The organism is Streptomyces sp. NBC_00239 (genome assembly GCF_036194065.1).
Lineage (GTDB): Bacteria > Actinomycetota > Actinomycetes > Streptomycetales > Streptomycetaceae > Streptomyces.
Genome location: NZ_CP108095.1, coordinates 5,212,490 through 5,231,902, shown reverse-complemented (window position 1 = coordinate 5,231,902; position 19,413 = coordinate 5,212,490). Strand labels below are relative to the sequence as shown.

The following is a 19,413-nucleotide window of genomic DNA, read 5'->3' as shown; positions in this document are numbered from 1 at the left end:
GTTGCTCGGGAAGTCCCCTGATGTTCACGTGAGCGATGATGGGCGGACGGCCGCACCACCTCGCACCGGGAGAATCGCATGGCACCCCGCATCCTGCTGGCCCGTCACGGACAGACCGAATGGTCCCTGTCCGGCAAGCACACGGGGCGGACGGACATCCCCCTCCTCGAAGAGGGACGCCGGGGGGCGAAGCTGCTCGGCGAGCGGCTGGCCCGCGACCCCTGGGCCGGGCTGCCCGGGGTGGAGGTCCGCACCAGCCCGCTGGCCCGCGCGAGCGAGACCTGTGACCTGGCCGGTTTCGGGGTGCGGGCGGAGCCGTGGGACACCCTGATGGAGTGGGACTACGGCGACTACGAGGGCATGACGCCCGCCGAGATCCACGCGATCCGGCCGGGCTGGCTGGTCTGGCGCGACGGCGTGCCGAACGGCGAGACCATCGCGGACATCTCGGCGCGCGCCGACGAGGTGGTGGCCTGGGCCCGCTCCGCGGAGCGGGACGTGCTGGTCTTCTCGCACGGGCACTTCCTGCGGACGCTGAGCGCGCGCTGGCTGGGCATGGACGCCTCCTTCGGCGCGCGCATCAAGCTCGACCCGACCTCGCTGTCGGTGCTGGGCTGGGCGTACGGCGCGCCCGCCCTGGAGCGCTGGAACGACACCGGCCACCTGGAGCTCTGAGTCCGCTTCCCGCCCCCGGTGGCCCGGCCCGTACGGCGCCCACCGGGGGCGGTCTTGCGCGGGGTTGGACAATGGAGGGTGGCCCCGCCCCAGGGGCCGGCCGGTGCGGCGGCCGCCGCCGCGCCACCCGCACGCAGACGACCACCCCGGAGGACACGCATGGCAGAGCCCGAGCGGACCGAGCGGAGGCTGCGGCCCGCGCCGCTGCTCTTCGAGCCCTCGGACGCCGTCGCGGACCCTGAGCACTTCTTCGACCTGGAGTCCATCGAGGATCCGCGCGAGCTGCTGGCCCGGGCCACGGAACTGACCATGGCCTTCCGGGCCGCGCAGGACCGCGCCATCGAGTTCCAGGCGGTCGCGGCGGCCCAGCTCGCGGACCCGCGCCGGTTCGACAGCCTGTCGGCGGCGGCGATCGCGGAGCGCGCCGAGTGGACCGAGGACTACGCCGCCAGAATGATCGAGTTCGGTCGCGGGCTGCTGAGCGGCGAGCGCGACCCCGCCTGAGCGGGCGGGCCCGGGCCCGTCACCCCCGGGCCCGGTGGTGACCCGGCGAACACGTGAGCGGGGGCGCCACTGGCATATGCCGGGGCGGAAGATACCCCACCTCATGCGGCCCTGTCCCGGTTTCCCGCAACTCCTTGGAACCGGACCACCACGGCCGGTAAACCTAGGGCGCATGAGCTCTTGGGTGCGAGACGAGACGCGAGACGAACCGGCCGCCGGGTGTCGGACCGCTTTGGGCGGCGACGAGGCCGATCTGTTCGGGCTGCTGGAGGCGGAAGGGGTCGGCCGGCATCCGGCGACCCGGGTCACCCCGCCGGGCGCCGCGTGGCTCGCCTCCTCCTCCCCCCACCCCCGCAGCACCCTGTCCCTCTGGGAGGCGCGCCCCACGGCGCCCGCGGTGCTGCCCTGCGGTTCGGCCTTCGACGTCGTGAACGTGCCCGTGGTGTTCGGGCGGCGGATGCTGGACCGGCTCTGGGAGGAAGGCCCGGGCTCGGGCCCGGTGGCCGTGCACCGCGGGCGGATGCTGCTGTTCGCCGCGCCCGGCACGGCCCACCGGCTGCCCGCCCTGCTGCACTGGGAAGAGTGGGGCGAGGCGATCCCCGTCCTGCTGTGCCACGGCCGGGGCGACGCCATCGCCGTACCCGCCCTCCGCCCCTCCGCCGCGGATCCCGCCGCGGACGGTCCGGCCGCGGACCGGCCCGCATCGCGCTGGCTGGTCGCCCCGGACAGCCGGCAGCCCTGGCTGCCCGGGCCCGAGGTGCTGCTCTGGGCCTGCGTACGGGCCGCCCGCGCCGCCTCGGCCGCGGCGGTGCGGGTATCGATTTTTCCTCCGGCGGATCAGGATGCTAATGTTTACGACGTCAGCAGGCGCCGCTAGCTCAGTTGGTTAGAGCAGCTGACTCTTAATCAGCGGGTCCGGGGTTCGAGTCCCTGGCGGCGCACAGACGGAAGAAGCCCCTCGCAGCAGCGGGGGGCTTCTTCGTGTTCCGGGGCGGCCGGCGGTCGCCGTCGTCACGTGGTGATCTTCACGGTCCAGTCGCCGGACTGGGTCCGGTCGGCCACCTCGACGCGGATCCGCTCGCCGGGCACGGTGTACGACTCCCCGACCTCCAGGGGCGCGTCGGCGAGCGGCGGGAAGACGGACTCCTCCCAGCAGGCCTCGGTGTCCGGGTGGGTGTCCAGGACCTCGATGGGGCCGCCGCCGGACGCGGCCTCGTTGCGCACCCGGTAGATCAGCACGCCCTCGGTGCAGGTGTCCTCGTCGTTGCCGGCCGATCCGCGGGCCTCGATGGCGATGACGCTGTTGTCACCGGTGCGGACCACGGCGAGCCGGGTGCCGCCGCGGGCCCCGGGGGGCGCGGGCGAGCCCAGGGACTGCAGGGTGTGCAGGGTGGTGCCGCCGCGTACGCAGTCCACCTGGTCGGCGCCCAGCCAGCCCAGCTTCCACTTGTGCCACGCGAACAGGTCCGGGGCCATTCCGAACTGGCTGCCCATGACGTCCCAGTCGCCGACGTACGTGTCCCAGTCGCCCTTGCCGTCGGTGGGGCGGTGGTACAGGTCGGGCAGGTCGAAGACGTGCCCGGTCTCGTGCGCGAGGACGTTGCGGTCCGGCGGGTGCTGCTCGAATACGGTGACGATGCGCCGCAGGTCGGCGCCGTCGGCGCGGACGGGCCGGTCGAAGTTGACGACCTTGGTGGCGTCCGAGTCGACGCCCGGCGCGTCCGGGTCGGCCACGAAGTAGACGACGTCGTACCGGCTGAAGTCCACCGTCCGGTCGGCGGTGGCCACGGCGTCCCGCAGGTAGGCGGCCCGGTTCTCGGGAGCCCAGTCCCGCTTTATCCCGTAGGCGGTGGACGGCTTGGGCATCCGGGCCCACTCGGCCTGCGGGTGCGCGTCCAGCCGGAACTTCCCGTAGGAGGCCTGCTCGAAGAAGCGGCTCGTGGCCGGGAAGTGGTCGCCGGCCAGCTCCTGCGGGGAGAGCCGCGGGCGGGCGTCGGGGAAGGAGAGGAAGACCATGACGGCGCTGAGGGTGCGCACCGGCCGCGGATAGGCCGCGTTCCAGGTGTCGAGGCCGAGCGAGTGGTGGGCGGAGGTGCGGGTCAGGGCGCAGGGGACGGCCCCCGGCTCGGCGACCGCGGGCCCCGCGACGAGCGACATGGCGGCGAGTGCCGTCAGGGAGGTGACCGCGGCCGCCGCACTGCGCACGCGGCCGCGGTCCACTCCCCCGGGTGTCTGCAGTCGCGGCACGTGGACCTCCGGTGGGGGATCGAACCTTCCCACCCACCTTGTGCCGATTAAGTACGCATTGTCCTGTTCCAGTGCCCCACACGAGTGAGCACCTCGCCACGCTGCTGACTACCAAGAACATCACGGAACGTCACATTCGCTCAGGAGGCGACCCCTCTTGTTCAGAGCCATTCAGAGCCGTGCAGAAACAATCGATCCGGCGCTCAAACCAGTCGTCCGGGTACCCCGGACGGCGGTGGCGCGGCTGGATAGCGCCTCCCGGCAGCCTCTATGATCGGCACACTTTCCTGCGCGGACACCGGGAGCTAGCGGTGAGCGGAACATCGGAAGGACCCGGTTCACCGGCCGACAGCATCCGACCGAGCACTACGGAGCGTTATTTCCCTGGTCGCTCGGATGCCGAACTCCGCGACTACCGGGCCGCCTTCAACGCGGCACACCTCGCCATGGCCGTCGTCGACCGCGACGGCCTCGTGGTCGCCGCCAACCACGCCCTGGCCCAGCTGCTGGGCGCCGAGCCGCACTCCCTCGTGGAGCAGAGCGCGGCCGACCTCGTCGACCTCGGCGCGGAGGCCCGTACCTGGCAGGCGTACCTGGAGGTGCTGCGCGGCCGCCAGGCCCGGCTGCGCTGCACCCGGCGGCTCAAGCACCCCGACGGCCACTCGCTGTGGACCGAGGTAACCCTCGGTCCGGTGCCGGGCTCCCGGGACGTCCTGCTGTCGGTGGCCGACATCAGCGACCGGCGCGATCTGCAGGCCCGGCTGCGGCACTTGCAGATGCACGACCCGGTGACCCGGCTGCCCAACCGGGCCCTGTTCTTCGAGCGGCTCTCCACGGCGCTGGAGTCCTCCTCGTACGAGCACGGCGGCACCGGCCGGATCGGGCTGTGCTACCTCGACCTCGACGGGTTCAAGGCGGTCAACGACACCCTCGGACACCGGGTGGGCGACCGGCTGCTGACGGCGGTGGCGGCGCGGCTGACGCACTGCGCGGACCAGGCCGGGTACGGGCGCAGCGGCGGGCACCTGGTGGCCCGCCTCGGCGGCGACGAGTTCGCCCTGCTCGTCGAGGACTCCACGGGCACCGAGCAGCTCGCCGAGCTGGCCCGGTCGGTGCTCGCGGCGGTCCAGGAGCCCTTCGACCTGGCCGGGCAGCGGCTGTCGGTGTCCGCGTCGATCGGGGTGGTGGAGCGGGCCACCGACGGCACTTCGGCGACCGGCCTGATGCAGATGGCGGACACCACGCTGTACTGGGCGAAGGCGGACGGCAAGGCCCGCTGGACGCTCTTCGACCCGGAGCGCAACGCCCACCGGATGACCCGGCAGGCGCTGTCCTCGACGCTCCGGCCGGCCGTGGAGCGCGGCGAGTTCGAGCTGGAGTACCAGCCGCTGGTGGACCTGGAGACCGGGGAGGTGCGCGGGGTCGAGGCCCTGGTGCGGTGGAACCATCCGCAGTTCGGAACCCTGACGCCGAATCGGTTCATCGGAATTGCGGAGGAGGACGGCTCCATCGTCCAGCTGGGGCAGTGGGTGCTGCGGACCGCGTGCCGGCAGGCCCGCCGCTGGCAGCTCGACCTCGCCCGGCCCGCGGACACGCCGGTGTTCGTGAGCGTCAACGTCGCGGTCCGGCAGGTGTGGGACTCGGACCTGGTGGGGGACGTGGCGGAGATCCTGGCCGAGACCGGGCTGGACCCGGAGCTGCTGCAACTGGAGTTGACCGAGTCGGCGGTGATGGGGTCCGCGGGCCGGCCGCTCCAGGCGCTCCAGGCACTGAGCGACATGGGGGTGCGGATCGCCATCGACGACTTCGGCACCGGCTATTCGAACCTCGCCTACCTGAGCCGGCTGCCGGTGTCCGTGCTCAAGCTGGACGGCTCCTTCGTGCGCGGCTTCCGCTACGAGGAGGGGACGCACCCCAATCCGGCGGACGAGACGATCGTCGAGGCGATGGTGCAGCTCGCGCACCGGCTGGGGCTGACGGTGACGGCGGAGTGCGTGGAGACGGCCGGCCAGGCGGCCCGGCTGCGCCGGGTGGGCTGCGACACCGGGCAGGGGTGGCTGTACTCGCGGGCGGTGGCGCCGGAGCGGATCGCGGAGATGATCGGCCTGCGGACGGTCCGGCCGCAGGCCGGCCAGCCGTGACACGGGTCCGCCCCGCATCCTGGTCGGGGATGCGGGGCGGTCCGTCGCTCGGCGCGGGGTGGGGGGATCAGCAGGCGCCGAGGTCCTGCCAGACGCCCCACTCACCGGTGGTGCCGGGCTCCTCGTTCTGCGTCCACCACTTGGCCTTCCAGGTGTGCCCCTTGTGGGAGACCTGGGTGTTGCCGGTGTAGACGGTGCCCGCGACGTAGGCCGGAGCGGTGCAGCCCGTGGTGGGCGGCGTCGTCGGAGGCGTGGTCGGCGGGGTCGTCGGCGGCGTGGTCGGAGGCGTCGTGGGAGGCGTGGTGGGCGGGGTGGTCGGCGGCACGGTGGCTCCGCCGAGCGCGTCCGAGATCTGGTTCAGCAGCGTGGTGTTGTTGTCGAGGCCGAGCAGCGAGTACATCATCGCGCCGGCCAGGCCGCGCTGCTTGCCGTAGTCCGCGCGGGCCTGGATCGACTTCTGGTTCAGGCCGGTGAACCACTCGCCGTCCTTGTAGAAGTACGAGGCCTTGGCCTGGTCGTCCCAGTAGGTGGTCGCGGCGTTGTCGACGATCCCGCCGAGCTCCTTGTACATCGCGATGCCGGCCTGCTGGCTGGTGGGACGGGCACCGGAGGCGCCGGTCGCGGGCTGCGCGAGGCCGCCCGCCGTGCCGGCCGGGACGCCCTTCCACCCGCGGTAGTAGAACTCGTAGCCCAGCGTCAGCTTGGAGGCGGGGAAGCCGCCGGCGATGCCGTAGGCCGGCTTGCCGTCGATCCAGGCGTCGATCGCGTTGTCGATGCTGTACTTCTCGGTGCCCGGCGCGATGACGTCGGTCGGGTCGTTGGCGCCGGAGTACAGCGGCGACTGGTGGTACGTCGGCCCGTCGCCGTCCCAGGCGCCGTGCATGTCGTACGTCATGATGTTCGCGTAGTCGAGGTACGCGCCGATCTTGTCCGTCTCGATGTACTTGATCTTGTCCTGGCCGGCCGGGAGGGCCGCCGTCAGGAGGTACTTCTTGCCGCCGTTCGCCGCGCCGTGGGCGTCGAGCTGGGTGCGGAACTCCTTGAGCAGGAGCGTGAAGTTCGCCTTGTCCTCGGGGCCGTAGTGGTTGCCCAGGTGGCCGCCGGAGGAGCCGGGGTACTCCCAGTCGATGTCGATGCCGTCGAAGATCCCGGCCGCGGTGCCGGCGCCCCCGAAGCCGCCCTCGACCGGCAGGTTGCCCTTGATGTACTGGTCGATGCAGGAGGAGACGAACTTCTTCCGGCTGGCGTCGGTGAGCGCCGCGTCGTGGAAGTACTTCGAGTAGGTCCAGCCGCCCAGCGAGATGTTGATCTTCAGGTGCGGGTACTTCGCCTTCAGTTCCTTGAACTGGTTGAAGACGCCCACGATCGGCTGGTCCCATTTGTCGGCGACGCCGTCCACGCTGTCCGCCGCGCTGAAGGACTTCTGGTAGTCGGCGTACGAATCGCCCGCGCCGTCACCGGCGTTCGGGTTGTTGTCGTCGCCCGCCGCCTTGTTCGCCTCGAAACAGGTGAGGTTGGTGGGGTGGATGTTGCCGAACGAGTAATTGATGACGTCCAGCTTGCCCGCTATGCCCCGGGTGTCGAGGTGCTTCGGGTAAAAGGCGTTCCCGTACACGCTCCACTGGTCGTAGTACGCGATGCGCACGCCGCCGGCGGAGGCGGTGGTGCCGGCGTCTGCGGCCTGGGCGGTGGTGCCTGCGAAACCTGCCAGCGCTCCGGCGGCGAGTGCGGCGGTGGCGGCGGCCGCGAGCAGCGGTTTACGGAAGTGCATGAACTGCCTCCGGAGTTGGGAGGGGTGGGGGATCCACGGTGCTGAGGAGAGTGATAGCCGTCACCCGAGGACTGCGTCAATGGTTCAGGCCAAAGAAGGACTAGACCAGTCCGGAGGCAAAACGCCATGTCAGAGACGTGAGCAGACGTCAGAAACCGCCCGCCACCCCCGGTGACGAGCGGTTTAAGGATCTCTTCAGGTGGCCCCTCGACAGGTTTTGGCAACAAACCAGCCAATCCCCGTTCGTGCCCCGTTGACAGGTCAGACGGCGCCGTGCGGCAGGCCGTACGCATCTGCGACGAGCTCGTACGAGCGCAGCCGGGCGTCCCCGCCGTGGGCGTTGGAGGTGAGCATCAGCTCGTCCGCACCGGTTCGGGCCACCAGCGCGTCGAGGCCCTTGCGCACCTGCTCCGCCGTCCCGTACACGACGTTGCGCAGCCAGCCCTCCACGAACTCCCGCTCCCCCTCGGAGTACGCGTACGCCGCCGCCTCCTGGGGCGTCGGGATGAGGCCGGGGCGCCCGGTCCGCAGCCGCAGCATCGACAGCGCGCCCGTCATGGCCTGCCGGCGGGCCTCGCGTTCGTCGTCGGCGGCGAGCGCCGAGACCCCGATCAACGCGTAGGGCGCGTCGAGGACCTCCGAGGGCCGGAAGGAGTCCCGGTAGAGGTCGAGCGCGGGGAGGGTGTTGGCGGCCGAGAAGTGGTGGGCGAAGGCGAAGGGCAGGCCCAGTTCGCCGGCCAGCCGGGCGCTGAAGCCGGAGGAGCCGAGCAGCCACAGCGGCGGCCGTCCGGTGGCCCCCTGGACCGGGCCGGGCACCGCGTGCACGCGGGCGTACGGATGGCCGTCCGGGAAGTCGTCGTCGAGGAAGCGGGTGAGCTCCGCCAGCTGGCGCGGGAAGTCGTCGCCGCCCCGGTCCGGCCGGGCCGCGCCGCGCAGGGCGGCGGCGGTGCCGCCGTCGGTGCCGGGCGCGCGGCCGAGACCGAGGTCGATGCGGCCGGGGGCGAGCGCCTCCAGGGTGCCGAACTGCTCCGCGATCGCCAGCGGCGCGTGGTTGGGCAGCATCACCCCGCCGGAGCCGAGCCGGATCCGGTCGGTGTGGGCGGCGAGGTGGGCCAGGATGACGGCGGGCGACGAGCTGGCGACGCCGGGCATGGAGTGGTGTTCGGCCACCCAGTGCCGGTGGTAGCCGCGGGACTCGGCGAGCCGGGCCAGCGCCACGCTGGTGCGCAGCGAGGCGGCCGCGCTGCCGCCGCTGCCCACGGTCACGAGGTCGAGTACGGACAGGGGCACCGGCGCCTGTCCCGCCGCTCTGCCCCGGATGTCCTCACGCTCTGCAGCCGCCATGCCGTCCTCGCCCGCCTCTCTCCACGCCACCGCATCCGTACGAAGAGGTCGAACAGGCGTCGCGGGCCGCTCATTCCCGCGGCTCGGGCGGACCTGACATGACCTTGGCATATGCCAATCCGATGAATCCCTGTCCAGGGGCCCGTTTCGGCCATCATTCTGCTCAACAGACGCTCCACATCGGCTTCTTGATGGCTATCGTGGGAAGGCAAGCGGTAACAACCTGCTAGGGGGGAACCGTGGCGCTGAAGCCCGAGCCGACCGCGCCGTTTCATTCGGTGCAGTACGTCCTGCGCGTACTCGAAACGATCGCGCGGCACCCGGGAGGCGTGTCCGACGCCCAGATCTCGCGCGAGACCGGCCTGCCGGCCGGACACCTCGCCCCGATGCTCCTCATGCTGCGGCGCGAGGGGTACGTCCTACAGGTGTCGGACGGCGCCTACGCGATAGGCGACTCGATGGTCCTGCTCGGTTCGGGCGTGGACCGTCAGCAGGCGCTCCAGCAGAAGCTGCAGGCCAACCTGGACCAGCTGCGCGACTCCGTCGGTGCGGCCGTCTACATCAGCCGCTACCTGGACGGCGAGGTCAGGATCACCCACGCCGCGGACAGTCCGCGCACGCCCAAGGTCCACGAGTGGGTCGATTTCCGGTCGGCGGCGCACGCCAGCGCGGTCGGCAAGTGCCTGCTGACGCAGCTCGACCTCAACGGTCGCCGCGACCACCTGTCCCGGCACAAGATCGCCCGGCTGACCTCGCGCACGATCACCAGCGAGCGGGTGCTCTTCTCGAAGCTGGACGCCCAGCCGGCCACGGTGCCGACGCTGGACCTGCAGGAGTACGCGGTGGGCACGGTCTGCGCGGCGGTTCCGATCACCGCCGGGTCCTCGGTGGGATGCCTGGCGCTGTCGCTGCCGGTCGAGCACGCGCACCGGCTGCGGGCCGCGGCGGACACCCTGAACCGCAAAGCCGCTCCGCTGCTGCTCTCGCTGGCCCTCTAGGGCCGGGCCCGGCCCCGGAGAACACGGGAGAGCGGGCCGGAAAACACTTCGGGCGGTTCCCGGTGAACCGGAAACCGCCCGAAGATCAAGTGCGCCGCCAGGGACTCGAACCCCGGACCCGCTGATTAAGAGTCAGCTGCTCTAACCAACTGAGCTAGCGGCGCCTGACAGAGAAAATACTACCTGGTCCTCAGGGGTGCTCGCGACCACCCCCCGCCGGACCCCCTCGCGTGCGCCCCCTCGTGCGCCCCCTCCCCACCTGCGGCGCAGCCGCCGGGCACGCTGTCTGTCGGTCCGCCTACCGGTCGGGGCCGAGCAGGCCGGCCCGGCCCTGGCCCTCGTACGCGGCCAGCAGGGCGGCCAGGGCCTCGGCGGTGAGCGGGCGGTAGTCGGCGGCGCCGGGGGGCCGCCACCAGACCGGGTCGGGACCGGGCGCGCCCTCGTGCGGGGGCCGGGGGCGGAAGCCCTCGCGGCGCAGCGCCACCCGGTGGATCTTGTTGGTCGCGGTGACCGGCATCGCCGCGACGATCCGGACGTAGCGCGGGGCCATTTTGGTGCCGAGGTCGGGCTGGGCCGCGAGGAAGGCGGCGAAGTCCTCCGGGTCGAAGGCGGCGCCCGGGTGCGGTGCGAGCGCGGCCATCACCTGGTCTCCGGCGACCTCGTCGGGCACCGCGTAGACGGCCACGGCGGCCGCGCCGGGCCAGCGGGCCAGGATGTTCTCGATCATCGCGGCGGCCAGGTTCTCGCTGTCGACGCGCAGCCGGTCGTCGGTGCGGCCCGCGAAGTAGAGGAAGCCAGCCTCGTCGCGGTAGAAGAGGTCGCCGGTCCAGTACCAGCCGCCGCGCAGCCGGGCGGCCTCGGCGGCCGGATTCCGCCAGTACCCCTCGAAGGGGGTGCGGCCGCGGTTGACGAGTTCCCCGATGGCCGCGGCCACGCCGAGGAGCTCGCCGCCGGGGCCCGTCCGGGCGGGCGGGCGCTCCTGGAGGGTGTCGGGGTCGACCACGGCGAGGTCGTCGCCGGGCGCGGCCCGCCCGATGGCTCCGGGCGGGGTGTCGGGGGTGCGCTGGAGGGACGCGCCGCCTTCGGAGGACCCGTATCCCTCCACGAGGCGGACCCCGAAGCGGTCGGCGAAGCGGGCCGCGTCCACGGCGCCGGCCTCGGTGCCGAAGCCGATGCGCAGCGCGTGGTCGCGGTCGTCGGGGCGGGGCTCGGTGGCCAGCAGGTACTGGACGGCCCGGCCCACGTACGTGAAGTAGGTGGCGCCGAAGCGGCGGGCGTCGTCGAGGAAGGCCGAGGCGGAGAAGCGGCGGCGCAGGGCGACGGCGGCGCCCGCGGACAGGGCCGGCGCCCAGTCGGCGATCACGGCGTTGCCGTGGAACATCGGCATGCAGATGTAGTGCACGTCGTCCCGGGTGACGCCGAAGTGCCGGGCGAGCGAGGCGCCGGCGCCGGCGAGGCGGCCCTGGCTGCACAGGGCGGCCTTGGGGGCGCCGGTGGAGCCGGACGTGAAGTAGAGCAGCAGCCGGTCGTCGGGGCGGGGGCCGCCGCGCCGCAGGACGGCCTCGCCGGGTTTCGCCCCGGCGCAGGGCGCGAGCAGCGCCTCGTACTCCTCGGCGCCGGTGACCAGGATCCGTACTCCGGGCAGGTCGAGGCCGTCGAGGAGCGGGAGGTGGGCGGGCTCGGTCAGGAGGATCCGGCAGTCGGTGTGCAGGATGTCGCGGGCCAGCTCGGGACCGCGCCGGGTGGGGTTGATGCCGGCGACGGCGGCCCCGGCGAGGGCCGCCGCGCCGAGCCACAGGGGGAACTCGGGGGTGTTGTCGAGCAGGATCCCGAGGTGTGGTTCCGCGCCGCGCGGGAGCAGGTCGACGAGGAGCGCGGCGCGGGCGGCGGCCTCCTGGGCGGCCCGGTGGTGGCTGAGGGAGGTGTCCTGGTCCTTCAGCCCGGGCCGGTGGTCGCCCCACTGCCGGTGGATGAGCTCCGCGACGGTCCGCGGGGCGTCGGCCCCGCGGACCGGGCCGGTGCCCGTGCGGTCCGTACGTGTGCGTGCGCCCCTGCCGCCTGTCCCCATGGCGCCGCACCATAACTGACGTTACGTCAGAAATGAATGCGGGTGCCGCGGTCGCCGGGTGGGGGCCGGCCGGCCAGGACGGCGGGGGGCACGCGGGGCGCCGGAGCGCTCAGGACGCCCGGGGCGGCCGGACGCGCTCCGGGCGCTTCAGAACCTGACGTCGGAGCAGGCGTAGAAGGCCATGGGGGTGTCGTTGACCGTCCAGACGGAGAGGATCATGTGCCGCCCCGACTTGCCCGCGGGCATGGTGCCCTGGTGGACGGTGGTCATGGCCGGGCGGGCGCCGTTGTAGGCGACCGTCAGGAAGGGCACCGGCTCCAGGGCGGCCCGGGTGAGCGGCTTGGTGGAGTCCCAGCCGTTCTTGGTGACGTAGTAGCGGAAGTCGGTGGTGGAGTGGTTGGCGGTGAACTGCCAGCGGAAGCTGTAGTTCTGGCCGCTGGTCACCGGGGTGGCCGGCCAGGCGCCGCCGCGCGGGTCGTCGAGCTGGGCGAACTCGCTGTGCCCGCCCGCGCAGATCTTGCCGTCGGCGGGTCCGGCCGCGGGGAAGCCCTTGTAGCCCTCGACGCTCTGAGGCTCCCACTGGATGGGGCCGCAGTCGGCGACCGCCTTGGTCTGACAGAGCTTCTGGCGGCTGATGGGCTGGTCGGTGTAGCCGTGGCCCTCGGCGGCGGGGGCCATCAGCAGGCCGGCGCCGAGGGTCAGGCCGAGGCCGAGCGCCGCGGCGCCGGTCCGTCGGCCGCCCGGGGCGCGGGATATGAGGGTGTTACGCATGATGCTCCTCGAACGTGGGGGGAGTTCCGGTGAGCGCGCGTCGCTTCAGTCAGGTCTAGACCAAGTCTCAGACTATTGACGCAAGTTGGCCATGTCCATACCAATGCGTGAACGGCCGGACCCCGGGCTGCGGGGTCCGGCCGTCCGGATCGGGGCGGGGCCCCGGCTACTCCTGGCGGCCCGTGTAGAAGGCGACGGTGAGGTCCTTCACCAGGGCCTTGCGCTCGTAGTCGTCGAGCTCGACGATGCCGCGGCTGGTCAGCCGCCGGACCGTGTCGTCCACCGCGTCGACCACCGAACTCAGCACGCTGTCACGGTGCTTGGCGTCGATCGCGGCGACCCGGCGGCGCTGCATCGCGGCCGCGACCTCCGGGGCGTACTCGATACGGGTCGGCTGGGCCGAGAACACGTCGATGCCGACGGCCTCGGTGTCGGCGGCGAGCATCCGGGTCAGGGCGTCGCCGACCGCCTCCGCGTTGCGCAGCGTCGGCGCTTCCTCGTGGAAGGCGTCGGCCGGCAGCTGGGACAGCACCCGGGCCGTGGCCGCCTCGACCTGTTCTGCCAGGTACTCGGTGTGGTCCTCGACGGCGAGGGTGGCGCGGGCGGTGTCCCGCACCCGCCACACCACCTGGACGACGACCCGCAGCGCGAGCCCGCCCGAGTCCACGGCGGGCATCGACTCGCTGCGCCAGTGCCGCAGGCGTACGTCGACCCGGCGGCGCAGCAGCAGCGGGCTGACCCAGACCAGGCCGGTGCGGCGCACGGTTCCGCGGTAGCGGCCGAACAGGGTCAGCACCCAGGCGTGCCCGGACCGGCCGCGGCCCAGCCCGCCCAGCGCGAGCAGGGCCAGCACGCCGAGCAGGGCGAGCCCGGCCCAGTGCGCGACGCCGAGCGCGTCGTGCGGGCGGGCCGCCAGACCGGCCGCGCGTTCCAGGCGGGCGGGGAGCGCCCCGGCCCGCCAGAGCACGGCCGCGCCGCCCGCGAGCGCCGCGATCCCGGTGAACACCGCGGCCCAGCCGGGCAGTACGGGCCCCGGACGCTCCCGCAGTTGCGGGTCGGCGGGCGGCGCGGCGCGGCGCGGACCCGCGGGGGCGGGGGCGGGCACCGGATTGCGGCGCGGTGCCTGCGGCCGGCCCGCCGGCACCGGCACGCTCCCGGCGGGCCCCCCGGACCCGTCCCGGAACAACAGGTGCACGGGAATCTCCGTGGCGGCCTCGCTCCGGATCACGTGCCGACCCGGCCCCGGCACCCCGTACGCCCGCGCGAGCGGGGCCGAGACCCGCGGCAGATCCTGCGTGTCGTCCTCCCGACCGGTTCCGCGGGCCACATCGGCCGTCTCGCCGGCCGCCCGGGGGCGGTCGGACGCCGGGGGGCGGTCGGACGCCGGGGGGCGGTCGGACGCCGGGGGGCGGTCGGACGCCGGGGGGCGGTCGGACGCCGGGCGAGACCTGTCCGCGGCGGCGGCCGACGCGGACGGGCGAGAGTCCGGGCCCGGTGCGGACGGGCGAGGGTCCGGGCGCGGTGCGGACGGGCGGGAGTCCGGGCGCGGTGCGGACAGGCGGGAGTCCGGGCGCGGTGCGGACAGGCGAGGGTCCGGGCCCGACGCGGCAGCCGCCTGACCTGCCGCCCGGGCGGAAGCGCCATCGGGCGCCCCCGCGAAGGAGCCGGGACTCGGGCCCGGGTCCGACGCGACCGCCGGACCGGGGACGGAGGCCAGGGGCGATGCGGACTCCGGGCCGGGTCCCCCAGCACGTGCGGACGGGCCCGGTTCCTCAGCACGTGCGGACGGGCCGGGCTCCTCAGCACGTACGGACGCGCCCACGGCGGAGGTGGGATCCGGCTCGGGAGCAGAAGAGAGCACCACGGGTGAAGGGACCGGGGTCGCGGCGGGCGCCCGGTCCCGACCCGGAACCGCGACACCGTCCGGCGCGCCCGCCCCCGAAGGTACGGCGCCCGGCTCGGGAGCCGACGGCTCGGACGGCTGGGTCGGCAGGGGGGTGAATGTCGCGGCGGCGGGGAGGCCCACCTTGACCGTCCGCGCGGCTCGGGGCCCGTACGGGTCCGCGCGGCGGCCCGGCCCGGTGGCCGGAGGGGCCGCAGAGGCAGCCGGGGTCGCAGGGGCCGCCAGGGTCGCAGGGCCCGCAGGGTCCGTGGTGATCGTCGGTGTGTCGGCCGCCGAGGTCCGGGACGGCGCTCGCACCGGCACCGCTTCGGCCGCGGCCGCCATCGTGGGCGCCACATCGCAGGCGCTGGCGGTGGCGGTGGCGGCGACCGGTGCCGTGGCGTCGGTACCGGCCCGGCCCGGAGTCGGGGCGTACGACCGGGCGGCGACGCGCGCCACGGCCGCCACCGGCTCGTCCTGGGCCGGGGTGCGGGAGGCCGGCACCTCCGACGGTGTGACGGCGACGGCGGCTTCCGCCCCGGAAGCCCCCGGGTTACGGGATTCCGCGCGCCCGGGTACGGCGGGCTCGGTGCGCGGGGCTCCGAGGGTCGCCTCCGCGCCGGCGGGGGCGATCCGGCCCGCGCCCGCCGGGGCACCCTGACCCTCTGCCGCAGCCACGAACTCCGTTCGGGACACCGGCTCCCCGACCGGCACCGCCGCGGAGTCCGGCACGGGCACCGACTCGCCCGCCATGTTCCCGGCGGGTGCCGGGTGGGGGTGCGGCGGCGGGGTCTGGGGTGCGGGGGCGGCGGTGGGGGGCGGGGTGGGCGCCGGGGTGAGGTGGGAGGCGGGGTCGGGGTGGCGGGTGGGGGGCGTTGAAGGGAAGGGGTGCATGGCGCCGGTGGTGGACGTCGTGCGGGTGGGGTACATGCTTGCCTCCGTCATGCGAAGAGCCGTCGCCAGGTTTCCGGCCCCGGGTGACCGTCCGCCGCCGCGCCCCGCCAGCCCTGGGCCCGCTGGAACGCCTCGACGTTGCGGCGGTCCGCCTCGCCCCAGCGGGGGCCCGGACCCGAGGTGTAGTGCTTGCCGAAGCCCTTCTCCACGAGCTGCCGCCCGAGGGCCTCGATCGCCGTGTGGGACTTCCCCGGCCGGAAGACCGACCCGCCCGGATACGTCGGCGTCCCCGCCGACCGGGGCTTCGGCGCGCCGTCGGCCGCCGGGATGCCTCGGCCCTGTTTCCGCACCAGCAGCCGCCAGGTCGCCGGCCCCGGCAGGCCGTCCGCCTGCCTGCCGGTCCAGCCCTGTGCGAGCTGGAACGCCTGTGTGGCCCGCCGGTCCGCCTCGCCCCAGCGCGGCCCCGGCCCGGTGGCGTAGAAGCCCGCCGCGCCCCGCCCGATCAGCATCCGCCCGAGCAGGGTCACGTACCCGTTGCTCGCACCCGGCCCGAAGGAGCTCGGGCCCGGGTAGGCGGTCGAGGAGCCCGGCCCCGGCGCCGGCGCGGTGCCCGGCACCGGCGCGGTGCCCGGCACCGGCGCGGTGCCCGGCACCGGCGTGGCGCCCGGCACCGGCACCGGCACCGGTGAGGTGCCCGGCCCCTCGGTGAGTCCCCCGGTCACGCCGTTGTAGCGGTACGGGAGGTACTTCGCGGCGTTGTTCCAGTACCCGTACGGGGTCGCCTGCTTGCGCGCGTGCGGGCGGGTCTGCTCGTACGCCGTGTAGTACTCCCGGGTGTGGTCGGTCCAGCCGCCGAAGAGGGTGACGTGCGAGCCCGAGGTCGGGTCGGCCGGGTTGTGGAAGAGCAGCATGTCGCCGGGCTGCAGCTCGTCCTTGGTGATCCGGGTGGCGAACGCGTCCAGGCTGCCGGTCCACTCGTTCGTGCCGAGGTCCCAGGCCATGGAGACGTAGCCCGAGCAGTCCTGCCGGTACCCGTCCGTCCAGTACGTCTTCATGCTGTACGGGACCTTCGCGTCCAGCCACCGCTTCGCCCGGTTGATGATCGAGGCCCGGTCGGTCCGCCGGGCGGCCGCCGGGGCGACCGCGGGCACTATGCCGGGTCTCGGCGGCGGGCCGTGCAGCGCGCCCGGCGTGCCCTGTTCGGTGCCGCCGCCCTCCTGCGGGGCGCCCGGCTGCCAGGCACCCTCCGGGCTCGCGGGAGCCGTGGGAACCGTGGGGCCGGGTTCGTCGGCGGGGGCGGCCGCGGCCGCGCCGCCCCCGGCGCCCCCGAGAACCACTCCGGCGGCCGTCACCAGGACGAGTGCCCGGCGCGGCCCGTGCGCGGCCGGATGCCCTCCGTCCCGCAGCATCGCGCGCTGCTCCACGCAGCCCGCGCAGGCGCAGTCGCCCGCGGGGGTGTAGTCCTCGAATACCGGCACGGGCATGGGCTGCGTCGTCATGCGGTCCGTCCACTCCCCTGGATGCGCGTCTGAATGCTCGTCATGTGCGTTGCGGCCATCACACATACTGCACGCAGAACGGACGAAGGTGAGTTAATCGGACAAGCCGGGCGTGGCTTGGTCTCAGGTACCCCTGGAGGTGGGGTAGAGTTTTCCTCGTCACCAAGCGCCGCTAGCTCAGTTGGTTAGAGCAGCTGACTCTTAATCAGCGGGTCCGGGGTTCGAGTCCCTGGCGGCGCACAGACGGAAGAAGCCCCTCGCAGCAGCGAGGGGCTTCTTCGTGTTCGCGGACCGTCCCACACCGGCCGGGGCGTCCCACACCGGCCCGGGCGTCTACACCGGCCGGGCCGGCGCCCGGCTCGCACCGGGCGCGCGGCTCACACCGGTCAGGTACGCGGACACCACGACGTTCGCCGTGTACTCCTTGGCCACCCGGTCGTACGTGCCGCCGCACGTGATCAGCCGCAGCTCGGCGCGGCCCGCCACCCGCGGCCCGTACACCTTCGCCGCCTCGAAGCGCTCGCGCTCGTAGACCTGGACGTCCTCGATCGTGAACTGCGCGATCAGCCCGTCGTCGCGCAGCACCCGGACCGTGTCGCCCTGCTTCGCCGAGCTCAGTCCGTAGAAGACGGCCGGCTTCGACGCGGTGTCCACGTGGCCGACGAACAGGGCGGCGCCCGCCGCGCCCGGGCGGGTGCCGCTGCCGTACCAGCCGACCGCGCCGGGCCGGTCGTACGGCGGCGGGTCGATCGCCCCGTCCCGGTCGAGCCCGCGGGCGACCACCGGCGCCTGTACGCCTATGGACGGCACGTCGACCCGGGCCGGCAGCGCGGCGCCCTCGAGCGGCGGGTGCGGGGCCGGCAGCCCGGCGCCGAAGAGCGCACCGGCGGCGCCCGCGCTGCCGCCGGGCAGTTCGGTGATCTCGCGCCCCCACAGCCACAGGCCCATCACCAGCACCGCCCAGGCCACCCCGGTCAGTATCCGGCCGCTCGGTGCGGTGCGCGGTTCAGCCCCCATGCCCGGCCCCGGTCACTCGCCGTTGCGGCGGCGGCGCAGCGCGAGGGCGCGGCCGGCCACCGCGAGGGTGGCGGCGGCGGCGAGGAGCGCACCGATCACGGTGTGCGGCAGGCCCGGGCCGCGGCTGCCGCTCTCCTTCTTCGCCGCGGTCGCGGTCAGCTCCTCGGACATCCCGCCACCGCCCGCGTGCACCGGCCAGACCGGGGTCGCGTGGTGGCTGGGGCGGTGGTTCGGCTGGTGGTGCTCGATCTGGATGCTGCCGGTGGCCTTGCGGTCCCGGCCGTCGCAGGTCACGTGGATGCTGTACCAGCCGGGCCGGGCGCGCGAGCTGATCATCGCCTCGCCGTAGAGCGGGTTGCCGCGGCCGTCCCGGCCGGAGAGTTCGGCGTCGGCGACGAAGACCTCGGACTTCGCGGTGCCCGTCGTGCCGTTGCACCCGTTGACGCGCAGCTCGATCTGCGCCCCCGGCGAGGCCGTGGACGGGGTGGCCCAGACGGTGCCGCGGCCCTCCTCGCCGGCGCTGGCCGAGGGGGCGAATCCGAGAGTGGCGGCGGTCGCGGCCAGCAGGGCGGCGGTCACCCCTGCGCCACGCAGAGCGATCAGGTCAGTGCGCATCGTGAAACCTCCTGTTACGGAGGTTCACGCGCGGCGGGTCCCCGCGCATCCCGGCAGGCGCGTCGCTGACCCGTACGGGTGCGGCAAACCCGCCGGTGGCGGGACCCGCGGGACCCCGCCGGAGGCCGGCGGGGTCCGGAGGCATCCGGCGCGGTCAGCCGCGGTCAGACGCGCTCGACGAGGTCCGCGATCGAGTCGACGGTCTTCGAGGGGCGGTACGGGAACTTGTCGATGTCCTCGACGGAGGTGAGCCCGGTCAGCACGAGGAAGGTCTGCATGCCGGCCTCCAGACCGGCCAGCACGTCGGTGTCCATCCGGTCGCCGATCATGGCGCTGGTCTCGGAGTGCGCGCCGATCGCGTTGAGGCCGGTGCGCATCATCAGCGGGTTCGGCTTGCCCGCGAAGTACGGCTTCTTGCCAGTCGCCTTGGTGATCAGCGCGGCGACCGCGCCGGTGGCGGGCAGCGGGCCCTCGGTGCTCGGGCCGGTCTCGTCGGGGTTGGTGCAGATGAACCGGGCGCCGGCGTTGATCAGCCGGACCGCCTTGGTCATGGCCTCGAAGCTGTACGTGCGGGTCTCGCCGAGCACGACGTAGTCCGGGTCGTGGTCGGTCAGGATGTAGCCGATGTCGTGCAGGGCGGTGGTCAGGCCCGCCTCGCCGATGACGTACGCCGTGCCGCCGGGGCGCTGGTCGTCGAGGAACTTGGCGGTGGCGAGCGCCGAGGTCCAGATGTTCTCGACGGGCACGTCCAGGCCCATGCGCTGGAGGCGGGCCTGGAGGTCGCGCGGGGTGTAGATGGAGTTGTTCGTGAGGACCAGGAAGGGCTTGCCCGAGTCGCGCAGCCGCTTGATGAACAGATCCGCCCCCGGAATCGGCGTGCCCTCGTGGATGAGGACCCCGTCCATGTCGGTGAGCCAGGATTCGATCGGCTTGCGCTCTGCCACGGGACTGTTCTCCGCTCTGCGGGGGCCTCCGACCTCGGCGGCC

Annotated in this window: 16 protein-coding genes and 3 tRNA genes; 8 read left to right on the top strand and 11 right to left on the bottom strand. The window is 73.8% G+C overall.

The window, feature by feature from the left end; genetic code table 11:
- Window positions 1-78 precede the first annotated feature (78 nt).
- From OG764_RS23035 to OG764_RS23020, 4 genes are all read left to right on the top strand, one after another.
- Entirely contained in the window at window positions 79-675 is a 597-nt protein-coding gene (locus OG764_RS23035; RefSeq protein ID WP_328970313.1) for a histidine phosphatase family protein, read from the top strand.
- Between the two features lie 159 nt (window positions 676-834).
- Window positions 835-1,179, top strand: coding sequence for a hypothetical protein (locus OG764_RS23030; RefSeq protein ID WP_328970312.1), 345 nt, complete (start codon window positions 835-837; stop codon window positions 1,177-1,179).
- Between the two features lie 172 nt (window positions 1,180-1,351).
- Window positions 1,352-2,056, top strand: a complete 705-nt coding sequence (locus OG764_RS23025) for a bifunctional DNA primase/polymerase (protein ID WP_328970311.1) — start codon at window positions 1,352-1,354, stop codon at window positions 2,054-2,056.
- A tRNA-Lys gene (locus OG764_RS23020) sits at window positions 2,047-2,120 on the top strand. Before OG764_RS23025 ends, OG764_RS23020 begins: the two co-directional genes overlap by 10 nt.
- A 70-nt stretch (window positions 2,121-2,190) precedes the next feature.
- Here OG764_RS23020 and OG764_RS23015 read toward each other — a convergent pair.
- On the bottom strand, window positions 2,191-3,426 hold the full coding sequence (locus tag OG764_RS23015; protein WP_328970310.1) for a M6 family metalloprotease domain-containing protein: 1,236 nt from the start codon (window positions 3,424-3,426) through the stop codon (window positions 2,191-2,193).
- A 311-nt stretch (window positions 3,427-3,737) separates the two neighbouring features.
- On the opposite strand from OG764_RS23015, the gene OG764_RS23010 reads away from it, so the two are divergent.
- Window positions 3,738-5,567, top strand: coding sequence for a putative bifunctional diguanylate cyclase/phosphodiesterase (locus OG764_RS23010; RefSeq protein WP_443056019.1), 1,830 nt, complete (start codon window positions 3,738-3,740; stop codon window positions 5,565-5,567).
- Window positions 5,568-5,634: 67 nt separating this feature from the next.
- On the opposite strand, the gene OG764_RS23005 is transcribed toward OG764_RS23010, so the two are convergent.
- The gene (locus tag OG764_RS23005; protein WP_328970309.1) at window positions 5,635-7,338 is read right to left on the bottom strand and encodes a glycosyl hydrolase family 18 protein; all 1,704 of its coding nucleotides are present in this window, start codon (window positions 7,336-7,338) and stop codon (window positions 5,635-5,637) included.
- Between the two features lie 261 nt (window positions 7,339-7,599).
- Window positions 7,600-8,682, bottom strand: coding sequence for an LLM class flavin-dependent oxidoreductase (locus tag OG764_RS23000; RefSeq protein WP_328970308.1), 1,083 nt, complete (start codon window positions 8,680-8,682; stop codon window positions 7,600-7,602).
- A 239-nt stretch (window positions 8,683-8,921) separates the two neighbouring features.
- On the opposite strand from OG764_RS23000, the gene OG764_RS22995 reads away from it, so the two are divergent.
- A complete protein-coding gene (locus OG764_RS22995; RefSeq protein WP_328970307.1) occupies window positions 8,922-9,680 on the top strand; it encodes an IclR family transcriptional regulator in 759 nt (252 codons plus the stop codon).
- A 90-nt stretch (window positions 9,681-9,770) separates the two neighbouring features.
- Here the strand turns inward: OG764_RS22995 and OG764_RS22990 are convergent.
- The 4 genes from OG764_RS22990 to OG764_RS22975 form a co-directional block, all read right to left on the bottom strand.
- A tRNA-Lys gene (locus OG764_RS22990) sits at window positions 9,771-9,844 on the bottom strand.
- 134 nt (window positions 9,845-9,978) lie between these two features.
- Window positions 9,979-11,748 (bottom strand): AMP-binding protein, encoded by a 1,770-nt coding sequence (locus tag OG764_RS22985; protein WP_328970306.1) that lies wholly within the window; start codon window positions 11,746-11,748, stop codon window positions 9,979-9,981.
- A 147-nt stretch (window positions 11,749-11,895) separates the two neighbouring features.
- On the bottom strand, window positions 11,896-12,519 hold the full coding sequence (locus OG764_RS22980) for a lytic polysaccharide monooxygenase auxiliary activity family 9 protein (RefSeq protein ID WP_443056018.1): 624 nt from the start codon (window positions 12,517-12,519) through the stop codon (window positions 11,896-11,898).
- Between the two features lie 166 nt (window positions 12,520-12,685).
- A complete protein-coding gene (locus OG764_RS22975) occupies window positions 12,686-13,714 on the bottom strand; it encodes an SPFH domain-containing protein (RefSeq protein ID WP_328970305.1) in 1,029 nt (342 codons plus the stop codon).
- Between the two features lie 955 nt (window positions 13,715-14,669).
- On the opposite strand from OG764_RS22975, the gene OG764_RS22970 reads away from it, so the two are divergent.
- Complete coding sequence (locus OG764_RS22970) at window positions 14,670-15,062, top strand: hypothetical protein (protein ID WP_328970304.1); 393 nt, start codon at window positions 14,670-14,672, stop codon at window positions 15,060-15,062.
- Between the two features lie 280 nt (window positions 15,063-15,342).
- Here the strand turns inward: OG764_RS22970 and OG764_RS22965 are convergent, their stop codons facing one another.
- The gene (locus tag OG764_RS22965) at window positions 15,343-16,779 is read right to left on the bottom strand and encodes a peptidoglycan-binding protein (RefSeq protein ID WP_328973128.1); all 1,437 of its coding nucleotides are present in this window, start codon (window positions 16,777-16,779) and stop codon (window positions 15,343-15,345) included.
- A gap of 181 nt (window positions 16,780-16,960) precedes the next feature.
- On the opposite strand from OG764_RS22965, the gene OG764_RS22960 reads away from it, so the two are divergent.
- Window positions 16,961-17,034 (top strand) — tRNA-Lys (locus tag OG764_RS22960).
- Window positions 17,035-17,127: 93 nt separating this feature from the next.
- Here the strand turns inward: OG764_RS22960 and OG764_RS22955 are convergent.
- From OG764_RS22955 to OG764_RS22945, 3 genes are all read right to left on the bottom strand, one after another.
- Window positions 17,128-17,811 (bottom strand): class F sortase, encoded by a 684-nt coding sequence (locus tag OG764_RS22955; RefSeq protein WP_328970303.1) that lies wholly within the window; start codon window positions 17,809-17,811, stop codon window positions 17,128-17,130.
- 12 nt (window positions 17,812-17,823) lie between these two features.
- Entirely contained in the window at window positions 17,824-18,426 is a 603-nt protein-coding gene (locus OG764_RS22950) for a hypothetical protein (RefSeq protein WP_328970302.1), read from the bottom strand.
- Between the two features lie 164 nt (window positions 18,427-18,590).
- Complete coding sequence (locus OG764_RS22945; protein WP_328970301.1) at window positions 18,591-19,370, bottom strand: HAD-IIA family hydrolase; 780 nt, start codon at window positions 19,368-19,370, stop codon at window positions 18,591-18,593.
- Between the last annotated feature and the right edge of the window lie 43 nt (window positions 19,371-19,413).

What these genes read in the sequence shown, in the direction of transcription:
- OG764_RS22985 (WP_328970306.1), bottom strand. Translation starts at nt 11,748, where the DNA reads ATGGGGACAGGCGGCAGGGGCGCACGCACACGTACGGACCGCACGGGC.
- OG764_RS22950 (WP_328970302.1), bottom strand. Translation starts at nt 18,426, where the DNA reads ATGCGCACTGACCTGATCGCTCTGCGTGGCGCAGGGGTGACCGCCGCC.
- OG764_RS22955 (WP_328970303.1), bottom strand. Translation starts at nt 17,811, where the DNA reads ATGGGGGCTGAACCGCGCACCGCACCGAGCGGCCGGATACTGACCGGG.
- OG764_RS23000 (WP_328970308.1), bottom strand. Translation starts at nt 8,682, where the DNA reads ATGGCGGCTGCAGAGCGTGAGGACATCCGGGGCAGAGCGGCGGGACAG.
- OG764_RS23025 (WP_328970311.1), top strand. Translation starts at nt 1,352, where the DNA reads ATGAGCTCTTGGGTGCGAGACGAGACGCGAGACGAACCGGCCGCCGGG.
- OG764_RS22965 (WP_328973128.1), bottom strand. Translation starts at nt 16,779, where the DNA reads ATGCCCGTGCCGGTATTCGAGGACTACACCCCCGCGGGCGACTGCGCC.
- OG764_RS23005 (WP_328970309.1), bottom strand. Translation starts at nt 7,338, where the DNA reads ATGCACTTCCGTAAACCGCTGCTCGCGGCCGCCGCCACCGCCGCACTC.
- OG764_RS22980 (WP_443056018.1), bottom strand. Translation starts at nt 12,519, where the DNA reads ATGCGTAACACCCTCATATCCCGCGCCCCGGGCGGCCGACGGACCGGC.
- OG764_RS23035 (WP_328970313.1), top strand. Translation starts at nt 79, where the DNA reads ATGGCACCCCGCATCCTGCTGGCCCGTCACGGACAGACCGAATGGTCC.
- OG764_RS23030 (WP_328970312.1), top strand. Translation starts at nt 835, where the DNA reads ATGGCAGAGCCCGAGCGGACCGAGCGGAGGCTGCGGCCCGCGCCGCTG.